A 24,286-nucleotide genomic window follows, 5' to 3' on the forward strand; every position below is an offset into this window, starting at 1 on the left:
GAGCAGCCCGGTAGCTCGTCAGGCTCATAACCTGAAGGCCGCAGGTTCAAATCCTGCCCCCGCAACCACCGATACCGACACTCCCGTGAGCCCAGCTCCGGGAGTGTTTCTTTTTTCAGCCTTTCCAACGGTTTGCCGCTCGATCCAGCTCAGGATCGTGCCCAGTTCCCCATACAGCATCGCGTCGATCTCGCCCCGGTTCGGGCCGGGTGTCAGCACGACCTTCTCGATCAGCGCCCGTAGCGCCTCGGCGGCTTCCAGCCGTTCCTCGGGATGGTTGAGAGCGTCGGTCAGGCGGCCAACCTTGCGGGCATAAATCGCTGATGCGCTAGGCAGCAGGTCTGGCACGTCGTCGGGGATGTCGGAGAGCAGGGTCGCCAGCTCGGCCTTGCGGGCTTCGAGCGTATCCATCTCAGCCTTCATACTGGGATGGAACATGCCCTCCTTGATGGCTTCGATGATGCCCCGGATCTGCTTCTCCACCTTCACCTGTTCGACCTGCCAGACATCGGCATTGGACCTGCGTTCGCGATTGAGGCGGTTGGTCTCCTCGGCATAGGCGCGCATCGCCTCGGCAGCGATCTCCGGCGCCATCATCCGGTCCTTCAGCCCGGAGAGCACCCGGCGTTCCAGATCAGTGCGGGGGATCGTCCGGCTGTTGGTGCAGGAACCATTGGTGACGTGGGATGAGCAGGCGAAGCGGTCGGAACCTCGCAGCGTGTAAGGGCCGCCGCACAGGCCGCAGAACAGCTGGCCAGACAGCAGGGATGTCGGCCGGCGTGTGCCGTTGAGCCGGTTCCGTTTGTGATGCGCCCGGACGGCCTCAGTGACGTTGACGTATTTCTCGGCGATGATGCTTTGGCGGGCCTTTGTTGCCTGCCAGAGTGCGTCATCGACGATCCGCAGATCGGGCACGTTTGTGATGACCCATTCTGATTCTGGGTTTAGGCGTGAGACGCGCTTGCCGGTGGACGGGTCTTTCACATAGCGCTGCCGGTTCCAGACCAGGCGCCCGATATACAGCTCATTGTTGATGATGCCGGTGCCGCGCTTCACATGACCCCGGATGGTGGTGTCGTTCCACAATTTGCCCTCGGGACCACCGACTGATGCGCGTCGATCTCGCGATCGCCCCGGATCTGTTCGCCTTTGGCGTCGAACTGGCGGACGACGCGATAGCCGTAGCAGAGACCGCCGCCGGACTTGCCGTCCTCCACCCGGTCGCGCAGGCCACGATGGGTCTTGGCGGCGAGGTCTTTGAGGAAAAGGGCGTTCATCGTGCCCTTGAGGCCGACATGCAGTTCGCTGATCTCGCCCTCTGCCAGGGTGACGATCGGCACGCCGGCGAATTTCAGGTGCTTGAACAGGGTGGCGACGTCCGCCTGGTCGCGCGAGATGCGGTCCAGGGCTTCGGCCAGCACGATGTCGAACCGTCCGGCCTGGGCATCCTGCAACAGGGTTTGGATACCGGGGCGCAGGATCATGCTGGCGCCGGAAATGCCTGCGTCTTTATAGGCACCAATCACCTTCCACTTCTCGCGTTTTGCGTGTTCGCGGCAAATGCGGAACTGATCCTCGATCGAGGCGTCGCGCTGGTTGTCGGACGAGTAGCGGGCATACAGGGCGACGCGGGTCATGGGGATGTTCCTTGGGTAGTGTTTCCTATCAGGCGACCTTGTCCATCCGGCTGGGCCGGATCAGCACCTCGGCCGAGATGCCGAGACCATCATGCAACTGGCGGATCATGTCGATCGACAGGCCGCGCTTGCGGTTCAGCACGTCGGCCACCCGATTGCGCGGGCCGATCATCGGCTCCAGATCCTTGCGGGTGAGGCCCTGCTGTTCCATGCGGAAGCGGATCGCCTCAACCGGATCGGGCGGATCGATCGGATGGTGTTTGGCCTCATAGGCGTCGATCAGCGTCGCCAGAACGTCGAGACGGTCGCCATCGAGCGTGCCGCTCTTCGCTCCCCATAGCCGGCCAACTTCTTCCAGTGCCGCGTCATAATCCGCCTCGTTGCGGATGGGTTTCAGGTCAGCCGTCATGCTCCACCTCCGTCACGTCGATCCTGTCATACGCCTTGTGCGTGCCGATCCATTTGATCCAGACAATGCTTTTCTCGAAATCGACCGCCACGACCAGGCGATAGGCATTGCCCTTGATGTTGAAAACGATGCGCTCGGCGTTGACGATGCTGGCCGTGGCGTAGAGCTGCTTCACATCGGCAGTGCTCGTCCATCCAGCTCTGCCGACTTCGGTGAACCAGGCGTCCAGCGCCGCCTTGACGGCCGGCTGGTCCTTCTGGCCCGCCAGACTGTCGACGAACTCTCTCAGCGTGCGACGGGCGATGATCCTCATTGACTGACCTTATATCACGGGACCATAATGGTCACAAGAAAAATACACGACAGCCCGGCGAGTGGTCTTTCGCCGGGGGAAACGCAGCCGGGAAGGAGAGGCTACCGCATGGGGCCGGATCGGTTCTGCCGGGCCTGTTTCCGCTCCAGCGCGCGGACACGCTCGAACTGCTCGCGGGCCATCTGCCGGCCGATCAGGCGAGCGAGGGAGCGAATGGTGTCATCGGCCGGGCGGAACGCCGCATCGGCCGTTTCCGCCTCACTGGCGGGGCCGAACACCTCGATCCTGATCCTGTCGGGTTTGCGTGCCATCCTGTCCACCTTCCCGGTCATGGGGCGACAGGAACGATGAAGGACAGGACAAGGGGATTTGAGAAGACCGTGCGACAGCCCATGCGGTAATCGGCGGTGATCGCGCAGAAAAGGGAGGCTTATCGGCCGTGGAAAAGGTGATCATTCTTCTGGCGATCGGATATGCCATTGGATTCTATATTCGAGATCGTCGTGCGAAAGAGGCTCTTGTGCAGTCCGAACAGCAGGCTGCGGGTCAGATCGAGACGCTTCGTCGACAGATCGCCACGCTCAACAAACAGGCTGCCGATAGGCAGCAGGAAGACGAGCGGCGTCGGCAATACCGACAGGAGAATGACCTGTCCGATCCGCAGAACCAGTTGCGCTTCATTGGTGAATGCAGCCTGAAGGCTGTTCCTCCCGTCAATCGGGAAGCCGTGCGTGTACTCTACGCGATCGACGAGTGGATCAAGGACTATCAGCCCGACTGGCGTTTCGCCTTCGAGGTTGCGATGGGCGGATTCATCAAAACGCCTTATGCCCCGGATGATCCACGTCAGAAGCGGGCTTTCAGTTCCTATAGCGGCAAGCGCGTCGATTTCCTTTTGATCGATCGTTTTGGCAATCCGGTCCTGGTGGTCGAGTATAACGGTTCCGGTCACGATCTATCCGGCGACGCTGACGCTCGTATGGCGGTCAAGCGTCTGGCCTTGCAGAAGGCAGGTATCCCGTTGCTCGAAATCCCCGAGAGGATGAGCAAGCCGGATGTCTTCGCTGCACTTTCGGAGAAAATTGGAGTGCTGGAAACAGACAAAAGAACAGGCTAATGGCTCCGCCCTCGCGCCGGAAAGGGTGCGCGTCAGCGCGCTGACGCCGCCCGATGGGGTGTCCCCGATCTTCCTGCGCTGCGCTCCGTGCAGACCGGGAGATACCCCTCCCCATCGGTCGCCCTTGCCGTTGCTACCCCGCTGCTCGCCGCGAGGCAGAGGAACAGCGGGGCTGTTCCTCGTGGAACAAAGGACGAAGACCATGAGCGGCAACACCACCACGGCGACCAATTTCCGCAATACCATTCTCAATGGCGACAGCGTGGACCTGATGCGGGCAATGCCGCGCAACGCGGTGGATTTCATTCTGACCGATCCGCCTTACCTGGTGAACTATCAGGGGCGGGACGGGCGGAAAGTTCTCAATGACGATAACGCGCGTTGGCTCCGTCCGGCCGTGAATCAGATGCACCGTGTGCTGAAATGGGGCGGTCTTGCCGTCAGTTTTTACGGATGGAATAAGATCGACCTGTTTGCCGATGCCTGGAAAGCGGCCGGGTTCCGCATGGTCGGACATATCGTTTTCCGCAAATCCTATGCCTCGTCTTCGGGTTTTCTTCGCTACGAGCATGAAAGCGCTTACCTTCTGGCAAAAGGGAGCGTGAGGCGGCCTAGACAGCCGGTGCCGGATGTGATCGACATGCCGTATTCGGGCAATAAACTGCATCCGACGCAAAAGCCGGTGGCGGCGTTGCTTCCGCTGGTCGATGCGTTAATTCTGGCTCCCGACACATCCACCGGATGGGCGCGCCACTTATGTCGTGATCCTGCCATTCGATAAGCTGCTGGAGCTTCGCGCGGAGGCCGTGCTGCGTTTATGGCGCGCGCTGGTCGGCCGGCCTGAGGGCAGACGGGCGCATGATTTCCCGCAACAGACGCGGGACCGGCATATCCTGATGCTCAGGGCGTTTGATGGGAGAGCGGCTGGCGCGAGCTATCGCAGGCTTGCTGAGGCATTGCTTGGGTTTTGTGGCAGGAAGGCCGATTGGGAAAGCGATCCTCGCAAGAACCAGGTTCGGCGTCTCGTTGCCGATGGTCGGTATTATGTTCGAGGAGGCTACCGTGACCTGTTGCGCTATCCGATCCGTCTGTCTGGGCGTTGAGATTTGTATGAAGTATGGTAGCGCAGCTTGGTCGAGATATCGTAAATCTGAAAGATTATAAATATGATAGAAAAGAACATTATTATTATGCAGGCGGTGTCAGCTATCTTAATGGGTAGTGATTATTTCATGCCCGAGCCGTTAAGAAAGAGCATCAATGAACCATTAAGAGAATATTTTTTGGGAGTTAAAGAGAGATCACTTAAACCCTTTCCGGATTATTGGAAATTTTTTTGGGAAAATAAAAAAAAGACGATATATCCGCTGATATTTGTATTTATAACGGCAGTATTTTTTAAATATATTCAGGAGTTAATTTACGGTATTTTTAGTTATTTTCCATGGTTGCCTCCTGTATTAATTCTTTTTTGGCTTGCTGCTTTTTCTATTTCTGTAGCATTGATGTCAAATTACGTAATAAATCAGTTGATTGTACTCATATTTTTGGCCGCTCCAATAACGGGGGTGTCATTTTTTTTGGAAAAATCTGGAAAGGGGCCGATGGCGGCAATCGGGTTTGTGGTTTTGATGATTTCATTTTTTATTAGATATAATCATGCGCATCCGTGAAGAAAATTATTAAAGTTATTATATTTATTTCAGAATATATTTTTGAAATTGCGTCGATTAATAAATAATTTTTATATGCATAAGCATAAACGGGGTTTGGATAAACTATCTCCATGAGTGCCGGATATATCCCTGCCTGATTTCGGCACTCTCCAGCCCACCGATCCTCCGCCACGGTTCGCCATGGCCCGCTGTCGTGACCGACAGCCGCCGAACCCAACCGGAGGCCGATCATGCTCGATCCCAAGACGGGGTTGCCGCCCCGTTTCCTGCGCACGCCCGATGCTGCGCGCTTCCTCGGCATTTCCATCCGCACGCTGGAAAAGCACCGCACCTACGGCACCGGCCCGACCTATCGCAAGATTGGTGGCCGCATCGTTTATGCTCTCCCAGATCTTCAGGGCTGGACCGAGAACGGCGTCCGCAGGTCCACGACCGACGAGACACCCTGCCGTGTCTTCCCAGCCCGCCCGCTGACCCCGGCCGAAAAGGCGACCCTCTGAATGGCCGGCGTCATGCCGCAGCGCGGCCAGCACGGGCGGGAGAGCGAGCGGCTGCGCCTTGCTCCCTTCGTGATCGCGGGAGGCGATGCCAGCCCCCGCGACCAGCGCGATCTCATGGAGCGGCCGTTCTTCTCGCTTTCCAAGGCAAAGCGGGTCGCCCCGATCCTCTACGAGGCCAGTGGCCAGCGGGTCGAGATTCATGGCCTGGCCGAGCACGGCATGGCAACCATCTGGGACGCCGACGTGCTGATCTGGGCCGCCTCGCAGATTGTCGAGGCCGAGAATGGCGGCCTCAGGACGTCTCGCTTTCTGCGCTTCACCCCATACCAGCTTCTGACGGCCGTCGGCCGTACCACGGGCGCACGGGATTATCGCCTGCTCAAGGCCGCATTCGCCCGGCTGCAATCGACCGTGATCCGCACCACCATCCGCAACGGTGAGCATTGGCGCCGGCACCAGTTCTCCTGGATCAACGAATGGGAGGAACGGACAACTCGCGACGGCCGTGTCGAGGGCATGGAGTGCGTCCTGCCGGACTGGTTCTATCGCGGCGTCATCGACCGCTCGTTGGTCCTGACCATCGACCCGGCCTATTTCCGCCTGACGGGCGGCATCGAACGCTGGCTCTACCGCGTCGCCCGTAAACATGCCGGGCATCAGCCGCAGGGCTGGCAGTTCGAGATTCCCCATCTTCACGAGAAATCCGGCAGCCTGGCGCGTGTCTCCGATTTCGCGCTCGACCTGCGGCGCATCGCCGCCCGCCAGCCGCTCCCCGGCTATCGCCTCGCGATCCGGCGCGAAGGACGGCGGAAACTGCTGCATATTCGTCCCGTCAATTTATCCACAGTGCCTGTGGATGACGCTGTGGATGGACACGGGATTTCGGGCGCAGGGACTATCGGGACTTCGGGCGCATCACTATCGGGATTTCAGGCGCACGAACCCCAGTTAAGTCTTTGGCCTGAAACGAGGAATCGCGCTGCTAACTTAGAGTCTAACTTAGAATCTAACTTTTTGACGTTGGGGCGACCGGATGCCGACCGTGGTGCCGGTGCCGCTGGCAAGCCGCATGATCCGCACGCGTGTGGTCTTTCTCCCATGCCGGGAGACGGGCCATGACCAGCGCCACAACGTCCCGTGCGCGGGGCCACACCCTGCCGTTCGCACGCGACGCATTGACCCATGCCGAACTGACCCACATCGAAAAGCGGGTCGAGAACTGGATCAGGTTCGGCCATGAGGCTCAGGAACAGATCCTCGACCGCCGACGCCGTATTTTCTCCTTCCATCCCGGCAGCATCTTTGCCTTCGTCCGCTGGGCAGCCAACGATTTCGGCACGATCGCGTCGCGCATCGACATCCTGCGCGCCGTGGCTCAGGGAGAAGCCTGCCAGACCGTGCCCTTTATCCAGCCCGGCGGTGAAATCCTGCTGCGGGTCGCGGGTTGGCCGAAGGTCGAACAGGTGCTCCGCCATATCGATGCGGTGGAAGAAGCCGGCATCGACGCATGCACGGTTTCGCCGGATCACTGGCGGCATGTCGGCAACCGGCTGAATGCGGGTGAGCAACCGCGCACCTACACCATGGCACGTCATCGGGCCTGGCTCAGACGGCGGGAGATCGTGCCATGACCCGCTTCGGTTATGTGATGGCGACGTATTTTGCCGCGATGGGCGTGGCCGTCGCCGCCATCGTCCCCGTTCCGGTGAAGCTGCTCTGGAACGCTTCTGCCAGTACGCCGCTCGGCCTCTACGACCTTGCAGCGCCGAACGGGCTGAAGACGGGCGAACTGGTTGCCGTCAGGCCACCGAACCCGCTGGCCGACTTCATGGTCGGGCGCGGCTATATCGGCCGGGGTGTGCCGCTGCTCAAGGGCGTGGCGGCGCTGCCGGGGCAACAGGTTTGTCGTGTCGGCCGCACCGTCACGGTGGATGGCGCGGTGCTCGGCGAAGCGCAGGACCGTGACCGGCGTGGGCGTATGTTGCCGGTCTGGCAGGGCTGCCGCCGCATCGCACCGGATCAGATTTTCCTCATGAACCCAGCCGTTCGCGACAGTCTGGACGGGCGCTATTTCGGCCCGCTCCCGCGCGCCGCCGTGATCGGCCGGGCGACGCCGCTCTACACCGACGCGCACGGTGACGGTCATTTCGTCTGGCACAGCTTGTTTGCTGATAGGTCGATGCCGCGCCTTCCCAATATCGCAAAGGAGACTTCCCATGCCGCAAATCGGTAGCTTCACGCGCGACAAGACCGGCTTTGCCGGACGCATCCAGACCTTCCTTGGTTCCCATGAAATCATCATTGTGCTGGCCGAGAAATCGGACTCCGACAACGCCCCGGATTATCGCATCCATCGCGATGACGAAGATGGCCCGGAGATCGGTGCGGGCTGGAAACGCACCGGAGAACGGGCCGGCGACTACGTTGCCCTGCTGATTGACGATCCGCTTCTGCCGCAACCGTTACGCGCCAATCTGTTCCGTGACGGCAGCAATGGCGGTCTCTGGTCGTTGCACTGGAGCCGCCCCCAGAGGCGCGACGGGCGGGACTGATGTCATGCGCAGTCAGACCCTGATCGTGTGTTTGTTAGCAGCGGGATGTCTCGTGTCCACGTCGCCAGTTGCTGTATCGGCACAGACAATCGACGTCCCGTATGCTGCCGAGATTGCTGAGGCTGCGCGGCGTTTCGACATTCCGGCAACTTGGATCAGGGCCGTCATGGGCGCCGAGAGTGCAGGCGATCCGGATGTCGTTTCATCAGCGGGGGCGATGGGGCTGATGCAGATCATGCCCGGCACATGGGCGGATCTGCGCATCCGGCATCATCTCGGCCGTGATCCCTACAATCCGCGCGACAACATTCTGGCGGGCGCGGCATATCTCCGTGAGTTGCATGACCGCTATGGATCGCCGGGTTTTCTGGCAGCCTATAATGCCGGTCCCGATCGCTACGAGGCGTCTCTGGCAGGGCGACCATTGCCATTGGAAACGCGCTCTTATGTCGCTGCCGTTGCGCCGATCATCGCAGGTGGTGGCGATGCTCCCGTCATGATCACGACGGTCGATCGGTTTACCTGGACCCGTGCGCCGCTCTTCATCGTGCAGCCGGATCGTAGAGCGGCAGTCGCGTCAGGGCACGATATGTCGGGAATCATACCGCGATCGGATGGCCTGTTCATGGTGCGTGGCAGCATGGGATCGCGGCCATGATGAGAGGATGCGGGGCAGGGGGTGGAGAGGCGGAAAGAGGGCAGAAGAGGGAGCGCAAGATTAAAGCGGACGGCACCCCATGGGTCCGATCCGTAGGGCCAGCCCTTGTCTGCACATTGTTTTGGGTGGCACCCCTTTTGAGGGGGTATGGTGCCGCGACAGGCGGCGAAGTCAGTTTCCGCCCCGTTTTTCGTGGCACTCCTGTCTGTTCGTGGCAGTTTCGGGCGGATCGGCGGCCATGAGCGCGGGCGACGATAACCGGTTCCGCCCGAGGCCGGGTCGCATCCGTGCCAACACGCCGAAGGTCGGTCGTGCCAGGAGTTTCCTGACCAGAGTGCGGACGGTCACGCGCCAGCAGCAGGCGGCGAACGGCGGGAGCGGACGCCCCCGAGGCGGCGGTTCTAGCCAAGCACCGAAAGGGGACGGAAGCATCGCGTCCGGGCGTGGCGTGCGGCGCGGACGGGGCGTGACCTTCGTGCGTGCCCGGAACCTGTCGAACGGCTGGAGTCATCGCCGACCAGGCAGTCGTCGCGTCATCGTCAAATCCCGCTCCGTCCGTGCCGCCGGGCGAAACGGCAAGGCCGCTGCCCATCTTCGCTATATCCAGCGCGACGGCACCGCCCGCGACGGTGAACGCGGTCGCCTCTATTCGGGGACCGAAGACCGTGCCGATGGTGATGCGTTTCTCGATCGCGGCCGCGATGACCGTCACCAATTTCGGTTCATCGTCTCGCCGGAGGATGCCGGGGATCTTGCCGATCTGACGGGTTACACCCGCGACCTGATGGCGCAGGTCGAGGCCGATCTCGGTACGAAGCTCGATTGGGTGGCCGTCAACCATTACAACACCGGCCATCCGCATGTGCATGTCGTCGTCAACGGCCGTGACGATCTGGGCGAGGATCTGGTTATCAATGGTGACTATCTCGCCAACGGCATCCGCGAACGGGCAAGCGAACTGGTGACGCTGGAACTCGGGCCTGTCACCGAGATCGAGCAGCGCCGCAAGTTGACTGCCGAAATCGACCAGGATCGTTTTACCCGGATCGACCGGGCGATGCTCGCGGAGGCCGAGGGCCGGTTTCTCGATTTGCGGCATGAACCTGATGATCCGCGTGGCCAGGCGGACCGGACTCTCCGCCTGCGCCGTCTTGGCAAGCTGGGCGATATGGGCCTCGCAACGGAACATGCGCCGGGGCGGTGGAAACTGAGCGAGCGGCTGGAGCCGACGCTGCGCGAGATGGGCGAGCGCGGCGACATCATCCGCACGATGCAGAAGGCACTCCGGGCGGAGGGCGCCGAGCGCGACCCGATGAGCTTTGCGATCCATGATGCGGCACCTGCGACGCCGATTGTCGGCCGCGTCATCGACAAGCATCTGTCCGACGAGTTGGGTGAGGAACTGACGCTGGTGGTCGATGGGATCGATGGCTGCACGCATCATGTCGCCGGCATTGACCCGGTCCGCGTCGCGGAGGCACGGATCGGCAGCATCGTTGAGATCGGGCCGCCCGATAGCGCTGGGCGCCCTTCTGATCGGGCGATTGCCAGCATGGCCGAAGGAGGTATTTATCGGCCGAGCCGTCATCTGGAACAGGCCCGGTTCGAGGGGCGCGTGCCGGGCGGCGATTATGACGGTTTCGTCGCCTCCCATGTTCGACGGCTGGAGGCCCTGCGCCGGGCCGGTATCGTCGAACGGATCGACGCCGACCAGTGGCGCATCCCCGATGATTTCGCCACCCGTGCTGCTGCCCATGACGCAGGGAGGGGCGGACGGGCTAATGTCCGCATCCTGTCGTCGTTCGACCTTGAAAGGCAGATCGTCGCGGATGGTGCGACCTGGCTCGACCGGCGGCTTGTCGGAGGTGCTGTGTCCGATCTGGTGCCCGCCGGCTTCGGGGAGCAGGTGCGCGAGGCGATGGAACAGCGGCGGGAGAAGTTGATCGAGCAGGGCGACGCGACCCAGCGACCGGATGGACGCATGAGCTACCGGCGCAACCTGCTTGCCACGCTTCAGGAGCGGGAGGTCGCTCGTATTGGGGTAGACTTGGCCGCCACGAAACACATGCCGTTTCGTGGCGCTGCTGATGGCGAGACGGTCAGCGGTACGTTTACCGGCACCGCTCAGCTATCGAGCGGGAAGTTTGCCATTGTCGAGAAGTCCCATGAGTTCACGCTGGTTCCGTGGCGGCCCGTGATCGAGCGCCACCTCGGTCGGGAGGTCACAGGTATAGTGCAGGGTGGAACGGTATCGTGGCAGTTGGGGCGAAATAGAGGACTTGGATTATAACGAAATCAGCAAGAGTTGTTCTAAATCGGGTTTGATGATTGTGTTTTTTGCAATCTGTTAAGAACCTATAAAAGGTTCTTCCTTGGTAACCTGAGGCTATGCGCCAGAAACTCCATTGCAGCTTTTGTAATTTTATTCGGCTGATCTGGAGCGTAGAGTCCATACTGAACGATAAGTGGCGGCGGTAAACTTGCCGATGTAGGAAGCGCACGCATTGTCTCTGGCCGTACACATTCTGCGGTCATCAAGGCAACCCCGAGCCCACTTTCTACGCCGGCTCGGATAGCACTAATGCTTTGGCTTGTCAGTGTGACCCGATAGTTCCGGCCGATTTCAGCCAATGCGTCTACCATTCGGCGGCGCCAAATGCAGGGTTCAGCATAAGCGATAATGTCTAAGGGATGTGCTGGGTCGGGGCCGTAGTCAATTCCTCCCACCCAGAGGAGTTCGATATCCCAGGTTTCCGCAGCGTCCCCAGAAAAAGACGAACAGGTCGCCACTGCCAGATCGAGTTCTCCCTCTCGCCAACGGTCAGCAATAGCAATGCTATGGTCCACGACAATATCAAGGTGCAGATCCGGCCATGTACGGCGGAGCCGCCCCAATGCTTCCGGAAGTGCTTTGACAGCGATTTCCTCCGCCAGCCCAATCCTGATTGGATCACAAGTGCGCTGTTCGCCAAGTCGTGCCACGACTTCTTCGCCAAGTGAGAGGATACGTGTCGCATAGCTAAGGAAGAGTTCACCTTCGGTAGTCGGAATCACCCCCCGGCCGGTGCGTCGTAGCAGACGACTCCCTAACAGGTCCTCCAATCTGCGTATTTGCATACTGAATGCGGATTGTGCACGCCCAGCCTGTTCCGCAGCACGGCTGAGGCTGCCGTGTCGGCAAACCGACACGTAGGCGCGTAGCAAATCAGGATCGAGTGCGTCGGATATCATAGAAACCTGATGTCTGATTTCAGAGATATAAGTCTACCATCATATCTTTGCGGGCGCTATCTTTTGGAGATGATAGCTCTTCATTTTTAAGAGGTTTTCATGATCCAATCGCTTTCAGAAATGCATCAAGTATGGGCTTGGCCTGGTAAAGGTGAACCTCAGAGCTTGCGACTGGAAATGCGCCCCCGTCCAGTTCCGGCTCCTGGCGAGGTTCTGGTTGCCAATCGCGCCGTCGGACTTAATCCTGTGGACTGGAAAATGATCGAATGGGGCCATGTGGCGTGGTCGCCCGGCCATGTTCCTGGTGTCGATGGGGTCGGTGTCGTCGTGGCGACGGGTGCTGGTATCCGCCTGCCCATCGGTTTAAGGGTCGCGTATCATCAATCGCTTGCATGTAATGGCAGCTTCGCAGAGTTCACCTGTATAGACGGCAGGAGCATCCTCCCGATTCCGGGCGGTGTAGAAAACGTGGTTGCAGCGGCATTACCATGCCCGGGTTTGACAGCATGGCAAGCTCTTCGAAAGGTGCCTCGCCGGATCACTCGGGACGTTCTCGTAACCGGCGCTGGCGGTGCTGTTGGCTTCATCCTCGCACAATTGGCCGTGTGCAACGGCTGGCGCGTTTGGGTGACTGCCGCTCCCACTCACCGGGATGCGCTTTTGGCGCTCGGGATTACGGATGTTTTCGACTATCGTGATCCAGAATGGAAAAACAAGCTTTCGGAAAGTTTAGGGCCACGCCGCCTTTACGCAATCTTTGATACAGTGAGCGGCGAGCACGCCCAATCACTAGCTTCGATGCTCAGCTATAATGGCCATCTAGTTTGCATTCAGGATCGGATTGAAGAAAATCCGGTGCCAGCATTTACCACGGCTATTTGGCTGCATGAGGTAGCGCTCAACAGCGTCTATCTAAACGCTACGGACGAAGACTGGCGAGAATGGCGTTCTGCAGGCGCCGAACTGTTCCAGATGCTTGAAATTGGTGGGCTTCAGTTGCCACCTATCGAAACTAGCTCCTTCGATGCACTTCCGCTTGCCCTTACCGAATTGCAAAGCGGAGCGCACAAGGGGAAACTTGTCGTGGTTCCGTGATGTTGGCAGTGTTCTCCCAACGCTACCCGGCCGTCGGTCATGGCCGCATACAAAGCAGAGTTACCGTCGCCATATATAGAAGAGGCGCGAGATTTCTCAGTTTCTCATGGAAGTCGCTGTGATATGCGACGTGCGCGGCATCTCTCCGATGTGGCAGGCATTGCAAGCGGAAGAATACCGCTCGTGACGCTCGTTCAGCTTCTTTCGGTCGCAGAGCATCTGAACTTTCGCCACGCGGCCAGTGTACTCGGTGTTACCCAATCGAGCGTCAGTACCCGTATCAAAGCATTGGAAGAGACGTTGGGTCTTCCCCTGTTTGAGCGGCGTCATCGCGGTGTCCGGCTGACCGAGGCCGGGCGCCGCTTCGTTGCGGAGGTTTCGGCTGGTATCGAGCAGATCGACCATGCTGTCAGGACGGCAGGCGCGATTGCCGACGGCACGGTCGGGCGCCTCGCGATTGGGCTGCACGGTTCGATCGCGACAGGGTTTCTCGCCGATCTGCGCCGTCGCTATCGCGCAGACCACCCGGCAATCGAGCAGAGCATCATCGAAGGACCGTCGTCACATACTCTCGCCATGATACGCGACGGCAAGCTCGATGTGACCTTCGTCATCAATGTCGCCGATGTGCCTGATTGCCATAGCCGGCATCTCTGGAGCGAGGCGTTGGTGATCGCTCTTCCTGCCGCGCATCCGCTTGCAGCTCTGGAATCTCTCGCCTGGGCAGATATCGTCACGGAAAACTTCCTTGTCCGGTCAGGTGGCGCCGGGCCGCAGGTTTTCGAACATATCATCCGGCGCGTGGCCGAGCATGGGCGATCACCGCGCCTCCAGCGGCGCGATGTCGGACGGGACACGTTGATGCACATGGTCGCGGCAGGAGAGGGGATCACGCTGCCCCATGAGGCGGGCAGCCATATGCCATTTCCCGGCGTTGTCTTCCGTCCGATCGACGACGAGAAGGAACACGCCCGGTTCAGCGCGGTCTGGTCGCCGCAGAACCGCAGCCCCGCGCTGCGGAATCTTCTGGATCTCGCCACGCATATGAGTCGCCTGGATGATTTGACTGCGCGACGTCAAACCATGCCATCTTCTTTTCCAGCCAAGGAATATGGAAATCACGAACCGAGTGGCGCACCTTTATGAAGCGCACAACGTCGGTCTGTGAACATAGCCTGTTACCAGGAGGAGAATCCCCATGACCCTTGAAACCTTCCGTCAGATCTACGGTCTCGACGATAGTCCGTCGCCGCTCGACCGGTCAGTGCTCGTCCTCATTGACATCCAACGCGAATATCGCGACGGGCGGGTGCCGCTCGCCAATGTCGATGCGGCGGCGGATGAGGCCGGGCGGCTGCTTGACCTTGCGCGGCGTAAGGGCGTGCCGGTCATCCATATCGCCCATGACGCAGCAGGACCAGGCGCTCCCGCCTTCGCCAGCGATGGACCGTATCGCGATTTCCTGACGCAGGTGACGCCCCGCGAAGGGGAGACGGTTCTGTTCAAGACCCACGCGAATGCGTTTATCGGCACCGGGCTCGCGGACCGGATCAAGGAAACGGGTCGGAACGAGATCATCATCGCGGGGGATACGGTAGGTGTCTGCGTATCCACCACCGCCCGCGCGGCGGCGGAGGAATACGGCCTGCGCGTGACCCTGGTGGCGGACGCCATTGCCGCGCGCGATATCGCCGATCCGCTGGGCGGGACGATCGCGGCCGAGACCGTGCGTCGTGTCGCCCTCGCCGAGCTGGCGGATATGTTCGCCGTCGTCGTGAAGGACAGCACCGCGTGGAAGGAGTGAGGGTGTCTTTTCCCCTCAGCCGGTCAGCGCGGGCTGGCCGGGACAGCTTTCAATAACGCGCCCGGCTCCACGTCTAGTGCCTCGGCAATCTTGCCCAGGATTGTAACGCTTGCCGACACGTCCGCGCGTTCGATCGCCCCGACATAGCGGGTGCTCAGGCCGGCGCGATCGGCCAGCTCCTCTTGCGTCATATCCCTGTCATGACGCATCCGACGCAGGTTGACCGCCATGACCTCCTTGAGATCCATGCCGTCATCGAGACCTGTGTCGGAACGATCGTTCCAGGAATGATCGTTCCTATTCGTCCCGGTCCGTGGTATTGTCCCCGTTCGGAGGGGACTTTTCCGTGCCATGTGCGAGACGGACGAGAAGATCCGCGCTGGAAACGCCAAGGGCGGCTGTTATGTCCACGAATTCGATGACATCGATTCGTCGCTCGCCATTCTCGTATTTGGCGACGAAGGATTGTGGCTTACCGAGTGCGGCCGCCAGCTCCGCCTGCGTCATACCTCCGGTCTTGCGTGCTTCTGTAAGGAGCGATTGCAGCAAAAGCTGCCGGGGTGTGCGCAGGGATTTCTTCACGCAGAACAGCTCTCCGACGGGCAGGGGAGCCGTTCCGATAATCCTCATTTGGGATTATCCCATTTTGGGATATGGTTGACTGCAATCTTGCTGGAGGGCTGTCGGATGACAGCAAGACCCGAACTGGACCCCGATGTCGATGACCTGGCCCCGACTGCGCCGGAGATCACGACCTATGACGAAGTGCATTTCATCACCTATCTCCGCCTGCTGGACGCCGAGGCAGAGCGGGCCGACTGGGCGGAGGTGGCGCGGATCGTGCTGCATCGCGATCCGGCGGACACAGAGCGTACGCGCCCCTGCTGGGAAAGTCATCTGGCCCGTGCGCAGTGGATGACGAAAATCGGCTATCGGAAGATTCTCGAGCAGGCCGTGATCGACGCCCGCGCAACCCGGCACTGACCGTCCTTTTTCTACGCCATGGTATCCCGCGGTACGATCGCGACTCATTATATATTGCCTGCCGCTGGGTCGCCCCTTCTCTGATCGGTTTCATTCCCCAAGCCGATTGGAGCCCCGATGTCCGGAAGCCGTGTCCTGTGGGGGCAGGTCGCCCTCGTCCTGCTGATCGTGTTCGTCGCCCTCTGGAGTGCCACGGAATGGACGGCCTGGCGTCTCAGCTTTCAGTCCCAGCTTGGTGTCCCCTGGTTCATGGTGGCGGGCTGGCCGTTCTACTATCCGCCGGCCTTCTTCTGGTGGTGGTATTTCTACGACGCCTACGCGCCGTCGATCTTCGTGACGGGCGGATATATCGCCTCGTCCGGCGGCCTCATCGCCATCGTGGTGGCCATCGGCTTGTCCATCCTTCGGGCGCGGGAGGCCCGCAACGTCGCCACATACGGCTCGGCCCGCTGGGCGGAGGTCGGTGAAGTGAAGGAAGCCGGGCTGCTCGACCCCGACGGCGTGGTGCTGGGCCGGTGGGATCAGGACTATCTGCGGCATAACGGCCCAGAGCATGTTTTGTGTTTCGCGCCGACCCGTTCGGGCAAAGGTGTCGGACTGGTCGTGCCCACGCTGCTGACCTGGCCTGGCTCGGCCATCGTCCATGACATCAAGGGCGAGAACTGGGGGCTGACCGCCGGATTTCGTGCCCGGTACGGGCGCGTGCTGCTGTTCGACCCGACCGATCCGGCGTCCTCGCCCTACAACCCGCTGCTGGAGGTCCGGCGTGGTGACAAAGAGGTACGCGACGTCCAGAACATCGCTGATATCCTCGTTGACCCCGAAGGCGCTTTGGACCGGCGCAACCATTGGGAGAAGACCTCGCACTCCCTGCTGGTCGGCGCAATCCTGCATGTCCTCTATGCTGAGCCGGACAAGACGCTGGCCGGTGTCGCCAATTTCCTCTCCGATCCCAAGCGGCCGGTGGAGGCGACGCTGCGTGCGATGATGTCCATGCCGCATCTCGGCAAGGCGGGCGTGCATCCCGTCATTGCGTCATCGGCGCGCGAGCTGCTGAACAAAAGCGACAACGAGCGGTCGGGCGTGCTGTCCACCGCCATGTCGTTTCTGGGCCTCTATCGCGACCCCGTGGTGGCAAAGGTGACGGCACGATGCGACTGGCGCATCGCGGATCTGGTGTCCGGTCGTCAGCCCGCCAGTCTCTACCTTGTCGTGCCGCCATCCGACATCGCCCGCACCAAGCCGCTGATCCGCCTGATCCTGAACCAGATCGGCAGGCGGCTGACGGAGGATCTGCATGTCTCCGCCCATCGGCACCGGTTGCTGCTGATGCTCGATGAGTTTCCCGCCCTCGGCCGGCTGGATTTCTTCGAGAGTGCGCTGGCCTTCATGGCGGGGTATGGGATTAAATCCTTCCTGATCGCGCAGAGCCTCAACCAGATCGAAAAAGCCTACGGCGCGAACAACAGCATTCTCGACAACTGTCATGTCCGTGTTGCCTTCGCTACCAACGACGAACGCACCGCCCGGCGGGTGTCGGACGCGCTCGGCACCGCGACCGAAATGCGTGATTCCACCAATTATGCCGGTCACCGGCTATCGCTCTGGCTCGGGCATCTCATGGTGTCGCGACAGGAAACGGCACGACCGCTGCTGACGCCCGGCGAGGTGATGCAGCTTCCGCCGACCGATGAACTGCTGCTGGTCGCGGGCGTCGCCCCCGTTCGCGCGAAGAAAGCCCGCTATTACGAGGACGCGCGGTTCATGGAGCGTGTCCTGCCGCCCCCGGCTACTGGGACGAAACGCCCGTCCGCGCCTCCGTCCGATGATTGGTCGGCGCTGGAGACAATGGCGCCATCAGGAGGATCAGCACCGGGTGGGAACACGGGCGCTGATGGTGACCCCGCCAATGCCGGCATCCGCCGCGAACCGGAATTGCCGGAGCATGAGGACATCGTGCTGCCCGAGCATCCGGGCTTGCAGGAGTTCGATGTGCTCGACGACGAGCCGGATGTCGATGCTGCCAGGGCGCGCACCATACGTCAGCAGGCCCGCTCCGTTGCGCGGCAGGCGACGATGGACCCGGCCGACGGCCTCGATCTGTGAGGATGCCCATGCCGAGCAAGACCCGCATGAATGTGTATTTCGAGCCGGAGCTTCTGAAGCAGGTCGAGGCGCTGGCGTTGCGGCGCAATGTCTCGAAATCGGCGGTAATCGAAGCGGCCGTCGCTTCCTTCCTTTCTGCCGACGCCTCGGAGCGACTGGAGGCGGTGTTCGCCCGTCGCATGGACAGGATTGACCGCCAGATCACTGGGATGGACGAAGACCTCGCCATTATGGGCGAGACGCTGGCACTGTTCATCCGTTTCTGGCTGACTGTCACCCCGCCACTGCCTGACAGTGCCCAGGCATCCGCCAGGGTGAAAGGCGTCGAGCGGTTCGAGGGTTTCCTACAATCGCTCGGACGGAAACTGGCGACCGGAGATCGGTTTCTCAGGGAGCTGTCGCGGGACATCGACACGCGGCGCAATGGTGGTGAAGACCCCTAGTAATCGTCAGATTGCGTGGGGTTGGCGCAAGGATTCGTCAATCCCGCCGATCGCCGCCGTTTCCACGCGATGACCGCACGGTATGCGATAGTTGTTGAATCGAGCCGAAATGGGCCTCTTTTAATCATCCCCGTGTGGGGATCATCTGTTCTGGTCCCGTTCGAGCGGGGATCAGATGGTGGTTTCGCATCATAATTCAGAGAGTCAGGCACGCGGCATCTCGATGCTGCGCACTGCGATGGGGCCAGCGATTGCGGGTCACCTTGCCGATCCCGGCGTGGTCGAGGTCATGCTCAATCCGGACGGGCGGTTGTGGATCGACCGGCTGTCCGAAGGACTGTCCGACACGGGCGACAGGATTACGCCAGCCGATGCCGAGCGCATCGTGCGCCTGGTCGCACACCATGTCGGGGCGGAGGTGCATGAAGCGGTACCGCGCGTATCGGCGGAATTGCCGACCGGGGAGCGGTTCGAGGGATTGCTCCCGCCAGTGGTCACAGCGCCCAGTTTCGCCATCCGCAAGCCGGCCGTCGCCGTGTTCACCCTCGACGATTATGTCGCCACCGGGATCATGACGGTGGGGCAGGCGGATTTCCTGCGCCAGGCCGTTGCCGAGAGAAAGAACATTCTGGTCGCGGGTGGGACATCCACCGGCAAAACCACGCTGGTCAACGCCCTGCTGGCCGAAGTCGCGAAAACCGGTGACCGCGTCGTCCTGATCGAGGATACGCGCGAACTGCAATGCGCGGCACCCAATCTGGTGTCCCTGCGCACAAAGGACGGCATCGTCACGCTGTCCGAGCTGGTCCGTTCGGCCCTGCGGCTGCGGCCTGATCGTATCCCGATCGGCGAGGTGCGCGGTCCCGAGGCGCTGGATCTGCTCAAGGCCTGGGGCACGGGTCATCCCGGTGGGATCGGCACGCTGCATGCAGGTACCGCCATCGGTGCCCTGCATCGCATGGAGCAACTGATCCAGGAGATCGTGGTCACCGTGCCCCGCGCGCTGATCGCAGAGACGATCGACGTCATCGCTGTCCTCTCCGGGCGGGGCAACGCCCGTCGGCTATCCGAACTTGCCACTGTGGACGGGCTCGACCCCGCCACAGGCGCTTATTGCATCCATCCCTTCCAGCATTCGGGAGAATCCCAATGACCCATGCCATAATCCGCGTGCGTCGATACACACCTGTCCTTTCCGCCATGCTGCTGCTGTCCATCGCATGGTGCTCCTCTGCCATGGCGTCGGGGTCGGATATGCCGTGGGAGGAACCGCTCAACCAGATCCTGGAATCCGTGCAGGGACCGGTGGCGCGCATCGTGTCGGTGATCATCATCACCGTGACCGGCCTGACCCTGGCCTTTGGCGAAACATCCGGCGGCTTCCGCCGCCTGATCCAGATCGTTTTTGGCCTGTCCATCGCTTTCGCGGCCAGCTCGTTCTTTCTGTCGTTCTTCAGCTTCAGCGGCGGAGCGCTGATCTGATGGGCGCTGGATATGACGATGACGCGGTGCCGGGCTTCCATGTCCCGGTGCATCGCTCCCTGACCGACCCGATCCTGCTGGGCGGGGCACCCCGTACGCTGGCCATCGCCAACGGTACGCTGGGGGCAGCGATTTCTCTGGGTCTGCGACTGTGGCTGATTGGAGCCGCATTCTGGATCGTGGGGCACACGCTCGCGGTCTGGGGAGCGAAGCGCGATCCGCTGTTCGTCGAGGTGGGCCGGCGGCATCTCCGCTATCCCACCTGGTTGCGGGCATAGGGAGGGGAGGGCAGGGCGATGATGTCCCTTGGCGAATATCGCAACCGTGCCGCGCTCCTGTCCGATTTCCTGCCGTGGGCCGCGCTCGTTGAGAAAGGCGTTGTCCTGAACAAGGACGGTTCCTTCCAGCGCACGGCAAAGATACGCGGTCCCGATCTGGATAGCGCCACGCCTGCCGAACTGGTGGGTGTGACCGGGCGGTTGAATAATGCGCTCCGTCGTCTTGGTTCCGGCTGGGCGGTGTTTGTGGAAGCGCAGCGCGTTCCGGCAACAGTGTATCCCGAGAGCGATTTCCCGGATGCGGCCAGCCAGATGGTGGATCTGGAACGGCGTGAGCAGTTCGAGGATGAGGGGGCGCATTTCGAGAGCCGGTATTTCCTCACCCTGGTCTGGCTGCCGCCGGCAGAATCATCAGGGCGTGCCGAGCGGTTTCTCTATGAGGGCCGGGAGCACGACGGGCCAGACCCGCACGGCATGCTCCATGCGTTCGTGGACCGCACGGATCGGATGCTGGCCCTGCTGGACGGGTTCATGCCCGAAGCGGCATGGCTGAATGACGGTGAAACGCTGACCCATCTGCACAGCACCATTTCGACCCGGAACCAGCGCGTCAGGGTGCCGGAAATCCCGATGCACCTCGATGCGCTGCTGGTGGACCAGCCGCTGGCGGGCGGTCTGGAGCCGAAACTTGGTGATGCGTTTCTGAAAACCCTGACCATTACGGGCTTCCCGAGCCGAACCCTCCCCGGAATTCTGGACGACCTGAACCGGTTGGCCATGCCGTATCGCTGGTCCACCCGCGCCATCCTGCTCGACAAGACGGATGCGACGAAGGTGCTGACGAAAATCCGTCGGCAGTGGTTCGCAAAACGTAAGAGCATCGCAGCCATTGTCCGGGAGGTCATGACCAACGAGGCGTCCGTTCTGGTGGACAATGACGCCGCCAACAAGGCGGCGGATGCTGACCTCGCTTTGCAATCGCTGGGTGCCGATGATGTGGGCCAAGCCTATATCACGGCCACGGTTACGGTGTGGGATGGCAGCGCCTCCATAGCGGAGGAAAAACTTCGTCTCGTGGAGAAGATCATTCAGGGGCGCGACTTCACCTGCATGACCGAAAGCCTGAATGCGGTGGAAGCGTGGCTCGGGAGCCTGCCGGGCCATGTCTACGCCAACGTCCGCCAGCCGCCGGTTTCGACCTTGAACCTCGCGCATATGATTCCGCTGTCAGCGGTGTGGGCTGGACCGGAGCGCGACACCCACTTCAACGCCCCGCCGCTGTTCTACGGGAAAACGGCGGGGGCGACACCATTCCGGTTTTCGCTCCATGTCGGGGATGTCGGCCATACGCTGATCGCCGGCCCGACAGGGGCGGGTAAGTCGGTGCTGCTGGCTTTGATGGCGCTTCAGTTTCGCCGCTACACGGGATCGCAGATTTTCGCCTTTGATTTTGGCGGGTCGATGCGTGCGGCAACGCTGGCGATGGACGGGGACTGGCATGACCTCGGCGGTGGTTTGACCGACGAGGATGCCGCTGGAGAACAGGGTAGCGGTGTATCACTCCAGCCTCTGGCGCGGATTGATGATTCCGATGAGCGTAAATGGGCCAGCGAATGGCTCGGCCAGATCCTTGTCGGCGAGGGCGTGGCGCTGACCCCGGAGGTGAAGTCTCACCTTTGGTCGGCCCTGAATTCCCTTGCGTCGTCTCCCGTGCAGGAGCGAACAATGTCCGGGCTGATAGCGCTCCTCCAGTCCAACGCCCTGAAACAGGCTCTGGCCCCATACTGCCTCAGTGGTCCCTATGGCCGCCTGCTCGACGCGGATGTCGAGCGTCTGGGCGATGCCGACGTCGTGGTGTTCGAAACCGAAGGTCTGATCGGCTCGGGCGCTGCATCATCCGTGCTGTCCTATCTGTTCCATCGGATCGAAGGCCGGCTGGACGGGAGGCCGACCCTGCTGGTAATCGACGAGGGCTGGCTGGTTCTGGATGACGGCGATTTCGCCGGTCAGTTGCGGGAATGGCTGAAAACCCTGCGCAAGAAGAACGCCAGCGTCATCTTTGCCACACAGTCCCTGTCGGACATCGCCAACAGTCCTATCGCGCCAGCAGTGGTCGAAAGCTGCCCGACACGGATATTCCTGCCGAACGAGCAGGCGATCGAGCCGCAGATCATGGCGCTCTATCGGGATTTCGGCCTGAACGACCGGCAGATCGCCATCATCGCCCGCGCCGCGTCCAAGCGGGAGTATTACTGTCAGACGCAGCGGGGGAACCGCCTGTTCGAACTGGGGCTCGGTCCTGTTGCCCTGGCGCTATGCGCGGCATCCGGCAAGGACGATCACCGGCTGATCGACAGTGTGCTGGCGGAACATGGGCGGGACGGTTTTCTGCCTGCCTGGTTCGACGTGCGTGGCGTGTCATGGGCTGCGGACCTTCTGCGGGAAGGGGACGTGTCATGAGGCAGGTGATCTTTTTCTGTGGTGCAGCGGCCCTGTTGTCGCTTGGCGTGCCGGAGGCCCGGGCACAATGGGCGGTGTATGACGGCGCGAACCACGTCGAGAATGTGCTGATCGCGGCCCGGACGCTCCAGCAGATCGACAACCAGATCACGTCGCTGGCCAATCAGGCGCAGATGCTGGTCAATCAGGGCCGTAATCTGGCGAGCCTGCCGCTATCGACTCTCTCGACGCTGCAATCGACGATTTCCCAGACCACGGCACTGCTCGCGCAGGCGCAGAACATTGCCTACAGCGTCCAGTCCGTCGAGCAGCAGTACCAGCAGTCTTATACGTCGGTCTCATCGGGCATGTCCGACAGCGCCCTTTTCAGCCAGGCGCAAACGCGGTGGCAGAATTCCGTCGGCGGGTTTGAGGACGCGCTGAAACTTCAGGCTCGGGTGGTAGGAAACATCCCCAGCGACAGTTCAGCCATGACGCAACTGGTTTCGGCCAGCCAGACATCGACCGGGGCGTTGCAGGCGGCGCAGGCGGGCAATCAGCTTCTGGCCCTGCAATCGCATCAGCTTTCCGACATTCAGGCCGAACTCGCCGCGAACGGTCGCGCCACGGCCCTGCAACAGGCGCGCGACGCCGCGACGGAAGCGGAAAGTGATGCGCAGTATCAGCATTTTTCGCAGCATGACGCCTATGTGCCGGGCACGGTGTCCATGTTCGGCAGCGGCGGGAACTGACGGTCATGTCCACGAACGACGTCGGTGTTATCGACACTTTCCTCAATACTTTCACGACCACGATCGACAGCGGCTTCGGTCTGTTGAAAGGAAACGTGGTTTCTCTGGCCGGAACACTCTCCGTGCTCGATATCGCGCTCGCCGGGTTGTTCTGGGCCTGGGCGGCGGATGAGGACATCATACAGCGTCTGGTAAAGAAGACACTGTATATCGGGTTCTTCGCGTTCCTGATCAATAATTTCGACCATCTTGCGAAGGTGGTGTTCGATAGTTTCGCCGCCATGGGCCTGAAGGCCGGAGGTGGCAATCTGACATTGTCCGATTTCCTCCGTCCCGGACGGCTGGCCGCGACCGGGTTCGAGGCGGCCCAGCCGCTGCTGGAGTCCGTTCATAATCTTCTCGGGCCGGTCGCCTTCTTCAAGAATTTCGTGCAGATCTTCGTGCTCTGCCTGTCCTGGCTGATCGTGCTGGCCGCGTTCTTCATCCTGGCCGTGCAGCTTCTCGTGGCGTTGATCGAGTTCAAGCTGACGACACTGGCCGGTTTCGTCCTGATCCCCTTTGCGCTGTTCAACCGGACGGCCTTCCTGGCGGAGAAGGTGCTCGGCAACGTCGTCTCGTCCGATGCGAACGGCGGCGGCCCAGCGGATGGTGGTCGAGAAAGTGGCGGTCCCGAAGGCACGCCACCCCGCTGGGCGCGGAGCATGAAGCGCCGCAACGCCGCGACCCATGCCGCCGAGGCGGCTCATGTCATCCGCTCGGCCGATGGCGGCAGCGGAAGTTCCAGCATTGATCTCTCGGAAAAGGAATGAG

General features: G+C 61.3%; 29 protein-coding genes and 1 pseudogene. 23 read left to right on the forward strand and 7 right to left on the reverse strand.

The features are described 5' to 3' along the window. Positions 1 to 24: 24 nt before the first annotated feature. The 4 genes and pseudogenes from HK22_RS13330 to HK22_RS13345 all read right to left on the reverse strand — a co-directional run bounded on the left by HK22_RS13330 (position 25) and on the right by HK22_RS13345 (position 2,670). Positions 25 to 1,637 (reverse strand): annotated as a pseudogene (locus HK22_RS13330) (recombinase family protein). 28 nt (positions 1,638 to 1,665) lie between these two features. Continuing rightward, positions 1,666 to 2,046, reverse strand: coding sequence for a type II toxin-antitoxin system HigA family antitoxin (locus HK22_RS13335; protein ID WP_086649616.1), 381 nt, complete (start codon positions 2,044 to 2,046; stop codon positions 1,666 to 1,668). Next, complete coding sequence (locus tag HK22_RS13340; RefSeq protein ID WP_086649617.1) at positions 2,036 to 2,359, reverse strand: type II toxin-antitoxin system HigB family toxin; 324 nt, start codon at positions 2,357 to 2,359, stop codon at positions 2,036 to 2,038. The genes HK22_RS13335 and HK22_RS13340 overlap by 11 nt, the downstream gene beginning before the upstream one ends. Before the next feature lie 101 nt (positions 2,360 to 2,460). Continuing rightward, positions 2,461 to 2,670 carry a hypothetical protein gene (locus tag HK22_RS13345; protein ID WP_086649618.1) on the reverse strand — a complete coding sequence of 70 codons (210 nt, stop codon included), beginning with the start codon at positions 2,668 to 2,670 and terminating at the stop codon, positions 2,461 to 2,463. Positions 2,671 to 2,798: 128 nt separating this feature from the next. On the opposite strand from HK22_RS13345, the gene HK22_RS13350 reads away from it, so the two are divergent. From HK22_RS13350 to HK22_RS15530, 11 genes are all read left to right on the forward strand, one after another. Next, positions 2,799 to 3,476, forward strand: coding sequence for a DUF2726 domain-containing protein (locus tag HK22_RS13350; protein ID WP_086649619.1), 678 nt, complete (start codon positions 2,799 to 2,801; stop codon positions 3,474 to 3,476). 202 nt (positions 3,477 to 3,678) lie between these two features. After that, entirely contained in the window at positions 3,679 to 4,257 is a 579-nt protein-coding gene (locus tag HK22_RS13355) for a DNA methyltransferase (protein WP_086649620.1), read from the forward strand. Between the two features lie 25 nt (positions 4,258 to 4,282). Next, positions 4,283 to 4,579, forward strand: coding sequence for a DUF2285 domain-containing protein (locus HK22_RS13360; protein WP_233142667.1), 297 nt, complete (start codon positions 4,283 to 4,285; stop codon positions 4,577 to 4,579). Positions 4,580 to 4,642: 63 nt separating this feature from the next. Next, positions 4,643 to 5,149, forward strand: coding sequence for a hypothetical protein (locus HK22_RS13365; protein WP_086649621.1), 507 nt, complete (start codon positions 4,643 to 4,645; stop codon positions 5,147 to 5,149). Positions 5,150 to 5,382: 233 nt separating this feature from the next. Further along, complete coding sequence (locus HK22_RS13370) at positions 5,383 to 5,652, forward strand: AlpA family transcriptional regulator (RefSeq protein WP_086649622.1); 270 nt, start codon at positions 5,383 to 5,385, stop codon at positions 5,650 to 5,652. Then, complete coding sequence (locus HK22_RS13375; protein WP_086649623.1) at positions 5,653 to 6,771, forward strand: replication initiator protein A; 1,119 nt, start codon at positions 5,653 to 5,655, stop codon at positions 6,769 to 6,771. Beyond that, positions 6,768 to 7,283 (forward strand): DUF2840 domain-containing protein, encoded by a 516-nt coding sequence (locus tag HK22_RS13380; RefSeq protein WP_086649624.1) that lies wholly within the window; start codon positions 6,768 to 6,770, stop codon positions 7,281 to 7,283. The genes HK22_RS13375 and HK22_RS13380 overlap by 4 nt, the downstream gene beginning before the upstream one ends. Then, on the forward strand, positions 7,280 to 7,885 hold the full coding sequence (locus HK22_RS13385; protein ID WP_086649625.1) for a S26 family signal peptidase: 606 nt from the start codon (positions 7,280 to 7,282) through the stop codon (positions 7,883 to 7,885). The genes HK22_RS13380 and HK22_RS13385 overlap by 4 nt, the downstream gene beginning before the upstream one ends. Next, entirely contained in the window at positions 7,869 to 8,204 is a 336-nt protein-coding gene (locus HK22_RS13390; protein ID WP_086649626.1) for a DUF736 domain-containing protein, read from the forward strand. The genes HK22_RS13385 and HK22_RS13390 overlap by 17 nt, the downstream gene beginning before the upstream one ends. A gap of 4 nt (positions 8,205 to 8,208) precedes the next feature. Beyond that, positions 8,209 to 8,862, forward strand: a complete 654-nt coding sequence (locus HK22_RS13395; RefSeq protein WP_086649627.1) for a lytic transglycosylase domain-containing protein — start codon at positions 8,209 to 8,211, stop codon at positions 8,860 to 8,862. Between the two features lie 1,057 nt (positions 8,863 to 9,919). Further along, positions 9,920 to 11,152, forward strand: a complete 1,233-nt coding sequence (locus HK22_RS15530) for a DUF3363 domain-containing protein (RefSeq protein WP_369827273.1) — start codon at positions 9,920 to 9,922, stop codon at positions 11,150 to 11,152. A 65-nt stretch (positions 11,153 to 11,217) separates the two neighbouring features. On the opposite strand, the gene HK22_RS15535 is transcribed toward HK22_RS15530, so the two are convergent. Continuing rightward, entirely contained in the window at positions 11,218 to 12,093 is an 876-nt protein-coding gene (locus tag HK22_RS15535; protein ID WP_086649629.1) for a LysR substrate-binding domain-containing protein, read from the reverse strand. 99 nt (positions 12,094 to 12,192) lie between these two features. Here HK22_RS15535 and HK22_RS13410 point away from each other — a divergent pair, with 99 nt between their 5' ends. From HK22_RS13410 to HK22_RS13420, 3 genes are all read left to right on the forward strand, one after another. Next, the gene (locus HK22_RS13410; RefSeq protein WP_086649630.1) at positions 12,193 to 13,188 is read left to right on the forward strand and encodes a zinc-binding dehydrogenase; all 996 of its coding nucleotides are present in this window, start codon (positions 12,193 to 12,195) and stop codon (positions 13,186 to 13,188) included. A gap of 123 nt (positions 13,189 to 13,311) precedes the next feature. Further along, on the forward strand, positions 13,312 to 14,334 hold the full coding sequence (locus HK22_RS13415; RefSeq protein ID WP_086649631.1) for a LysR family transcriptional regulator: 1,023 nt from the start codon (positions 13,312 to 13,314) through the stop codon (positions 14,332 to 14,334). A 52-nt stretch (positions 14,335 to 14,386) separates the two neighbouring features. Further along, positions 14,387 to 14,992, forward strand: a complete 606-nt coding sequence (locus HK22_RS13420) for an isochorismatase family protein (RefSeq protein WP_086649632.1) — start codon at positions 14,387 to 14,389, stop codon at positions 14,990 to 14,992. 23 nt (positions 14,993 to 15,015) lie between these two features. On the opposite strand, the gene HK22_RS13425 is transcribed toward HK22_RS13420, so the two are convergent. Next, positions 15,016 to 15,240, reverse strand: coding sequence for a helix-turn-helix domain-containing protein (locus tag HK22_RS13425; protein ID WP_062106335.1), 225 nt, complete (start codon positions 15,238 to 15,240; stop codon positions 15,016 to 15,018). A gap of 49 nt (positions 15,241 to 15,289) precedes the next feature. After that, positions 15,290 to 15,622, reverse strand: coding sequence for a helix-turn-helix domain-containing protein (locus HK22_RS13430; RefSeq protein ID WP_233142662.1), 333 nt, complete (start codon positions 15,620 to 15,622; stop codon positions 15,290 to 15,292). 57 nt (positions 15,623 to 15,679) lie between these two features. On the opposite strand from HK22_RS13430, the gene HK22_RS13435 reads away from it, so the two are divergent. The 9 genes from HK22_RS13435 (at position 15,680) to trbL (ending at position 24,285) form a co-directional block, all read left to right on the forward strand. Continuing rightward, positions 15,680 to 15,976 (forward strand): DUF2285 domain-containing protein, encoded by a 297-nt coding sequence (locus tag HK22_RS13435; protein WP_086649633.1) that lies wholly within the window; start codon positions 15,680 to 15,682, stop codon positions 15,974 to 15,976. A gap of 117 nt (positions 15,977 to 16,093) precedes the next feature. Further along, on the forward strand, positions 16,094 to 18,082 hold the full coding sequence (locus HK22_RS13440) for a conjugal transfer protein TraG (protein ID WP_086649634.1): 1,989 nt from the start codon (positions 16,094 to 16,096) through the stop codon (positions 18,080 to 18,082). 8 nt (positions 18,083 to 18,090) lie between these two features. After that, positions 18,091 to 18,525 (forward strand): CopG family transcriptional regulator, encoded by a 435-nt coding sequence (locus HK22_RS13445; protein ID WP_086649648.1) that lies wholly within the window; start codon positions 18,091 to 18,093, stop codon positions 18,523 to 18,525. Positions 18,526 to 18,700: 175 nt separating this feature from the next. Next, positions 18,701 to 19,678, forward strand: coding sequence for a P-type conjugative transfer ATPase TrbB (gene trbB / locus HK22_RS13450; RefSeq protein ID WP_086649635.1), 978 nt, complete (start codon positions 18,701 to 18,703; stop codon positions 19,676 to 19,678). Continuing rightward, complete coding sequence (locus HK22_RS13455) at positions 19,675 to 20,007, forward strand: TrbC/VirB2 family protein (RefSeq protein ID WP_086649636.1); 333 nt, start codon at positions 19,675 to 19,677, stop codon at positions 20,005 to 20,007. The genes trbB and HK22_RS13455 overlap by 4 nt, the downstream gene beginning before the upstream one ends. Further along, positions 20,007 to 20,285 (forward strand): VirB3 family type IV secretion system protein, encoded by a 279-nt coding sequence (locus HK22_RS13460; RefSeq protein ID WP_086649637.1) that lies wholly within the window; start codon positions 20,007 to 20,009, stop codon positions 20,283 to 20,285. The genes HK22_RS13455 and HK22_RS13460 overlap by 1 nt, the downstream gene beginning before the upstream one ends. 18 nt (positions 20,286 to 20,303) lie before the next feature. Next, positions 20,304 to 22,745 (forward strand): conjugal transfer protein TrbE, encoded by a 2,442-nt coding sequence (gene trbE, locus HK22_RS13465; RefSeq protein WP_086649638.1) that lies wholly within the window; start codon positions 20,304 to 20,306, stop codon positions 22,743 to 22,745. Then, positions 22,742 to 23,476: a P-type conjugative transfer protein TrbJ gene (gene trbJ, locus HK22_RS13470; protein ID WP_086649639.1), complete on the forward strand. Its 735-nt coding sequence runs from the start codon at positions 22,742 to 22,744 to the stop codon at positions 23,474 to 23,476. Before trbE ends, trbJ begins: the two co-directional genes overlap by 4 nt. Positions 23,477 to 23,481: 5 nt before the next feature. Beyond that, entirely contained in the window at positions 23,482 to 24,285 is an 804-nt protein-coding gene (gene trbL, locus HK22_RS13475; RefSeq protein WP_086649640.1) for a P-type conjugative transfer protein TrbL, read from the forward strand. The last annotated feature ends 1 nt before the right edge of the window (position 24,286 follow it).

Source organism: Gluconobacter sp. DsW_056 (genome assembly GCF_002153595.1).
Lineage (GTDB): Bacteria > Pseudomonadota > Alphaproteobacteria > Acetobacterales > Acetobacteraceae > Gluconobacter > Gluconobacter albidus.

Excerpts from the sequence above, each read along its gene's own strand:
- HK22_RS13435 (WP_086649633.1), top strand. The coding sequence starts at position 15,680 with ATGACAGCAAGACCCGAACTGGACCCCGATGTCGATGACCTGGCCCCG.
- HK22_RS13420 (WP_086649632.1), top strand. The coding sequence starts at position 14,387 with ATGACCCTTGAAACCTTCCGTCAGATCTACGGTCTCGACGATAGTCCG.
- HK22_RS13380 (WP_086649624.1), top strand. The coding sequence starts at position 6,768 with ATGACCAGCGCCACAACGTCCCGTGCGCGGGGCCACACCCTGCCGTTC.
- HK22_RS13445 (WP_086649648.1), top strand. The coding sequence starts at position 18,091 with ATGCCGAGCAAGACCCGCATGAATGTGTATTTCGAGCCGGAGCTTCTG.
- HK22_RS13355 (WP_086649620.1), top strand. The coding sequence starts at position 3,679 with ATGAGCGGCAACACCACCACGGCGACCAATTTCCGCAATACCATTCTC.
- HK22_RS13370 (WP_086649622.1), top strand. The coding sequence starts at position 5,383 with ATGCTCGATCCCAAGACGGGGTTGCCGCCCCGTTTCCTGCGCACGCCC.
- HK22_RS13410 (WP_086649630.1), top strand. The coding sequence starts at position 12,193 with ATGATCCAATCGCTTTCAGAAATGCATCAAGTATGGGCTTGGCCTGGT.
- HK22_RS13425 (WP_062106335.1), bottom strand. The coding sequence starts at position 15,240 with ATGGATCTCAAGGAGGTCATGGCGGTCAACCTGCGTCGGATGCGTCAT.
- HK22_RS13345 (WP_086649618.1), bottom strand. The coding sequence starts at position 2,670 with ATGGCACGCAAACCCGACAGGATCAGGATCGAGGTGTTCGGCCCCGCC.
- HK22_RS15535 (WP_086649629.1), bottom strand. The coding sequence starts at position 12,093 with ATGATATCCGACGCACTCGATCCTGATTTGCTACGCGCCTACGTGTCG.
- HK22_RS13415 (WP_086649631.1), top strand. The coding sequence starts at position 13,312 with ATGCGACGTGCGCGGCATCTCTCCGATGTGGCAGGCATTGCAAGCGGA.
- HK22_RS13430 (WP_233142662.1), bottom strand. The coding sequence starts at position 15,622 with ATGAGGATTATCGGAACGGCTCCCCTGCCCGTCGGAGAGCTGTTCTGC.
- trbB (WP_086649635.1), top strand. The coding sequence starts at position 18,701 with ATGGTGGTTTCGCATCATAATTCAGAGAGTCAGGCACGCGGCATCTCG.
- trbJ (WP_086649639.1), top strand. The coding sequence starts at position 22,742 with ATGAGGCAGGTGATCTTTTTCTGTGGTGCAGCGGCCCTGTTGTCGCTT.
- HK22_RS13340 (WP_086649617.1), bottom strand. The coding sequence starts at position 2,359 with ATGAGGATCATCGCCCGTCGCACGCTGAGAGAGTTCGTCGACAGTCTG.
- HK22_RS13395 (WP_086649627.1), top strand. The coding sequence starts at position 8,209 with ATGCGCAGTCAGACCCTGATCGTGTGTTTGTTAGCAGCGGGATGTCTC.
- HK22_RS13385 (WP_086649625.1), top strand. The coding sequence starts at position 7,280 with ATGACCCGCTTCGGTTATGTGATGGCGACGTATTTTGCCGCGATGGGC.
- trbL (WP_086649640.1), top strand. The coding sequence starts at position 23,482 with ATGTCCACGAACGACGTCGGTGTTATCGACACTTTCCTCAATACTTTC.
- HK22_RS13440 (WP_086649634.1), top strand. The coding sequence starts at position 16,094 with ATGTCCGGAAGCCGTGTCCTGTGGGGGCAGGTCGCCCTCGTCCTGCTG.
- trbE (WP_086649638.1), top strand. The coding sequence starts at position 20,304 with ATGATGTCCCTTGGCGAATATCGCAACCGTGCCGCGCTCCTGTCCGAT.
- HK22_RS13455 (WP_086649636.1), top strand. The coding sequence starts at position 19,675 with ATGACCCATGCCATAATCCGCGTGCGTCGATACACACCTGTCCTTTCC.
- HK22_RS13460 (WP_086649637.1), top strand. The coding sequence starts at position 20,007 with ATGGGCGCTGGATATGACGATGACGCGGTGCCGGGCTTCCATGTCCCG.
- HK22_RS15530 (WP_369827273.1), top strand. The coding sequence starts at position 9,920 with ATGCTCGCGGAGGCCGAGGGCCGGTTTCTCGATTTGCGGCATGAACCT.
- HK22_RS13365 (WP_086649621.1), top strand. The coding sequence starts at position 4,643 with ATGATAGAAAAGAACATTATTATTATGCAGGCGGTGTCAGCTATCTTA.
- HK22_RS13375 (WP_086649623.1), top strand. The coding sequence starts at position 5,653 with ATGGCCGGCGTCATGCCGCAGCGCGGCCAGCACGGGCGGGAGAGCGAG.
- HK22_RS13390 (WP_086649626.1), top strand. The coding sequence starts at position 7,869 with ATGCCGCAAATCGGTAGCTTCACGCGCGACAAGACCGGCTTTGCCGGA.
- HK22_RS13335 (WP_086649616.1), bottom strand. The coding sequence starts at position 2,046 with ATGACGGCTGACCTGAAACCCATCCGCAACGAGGCGGATTATGACGCG.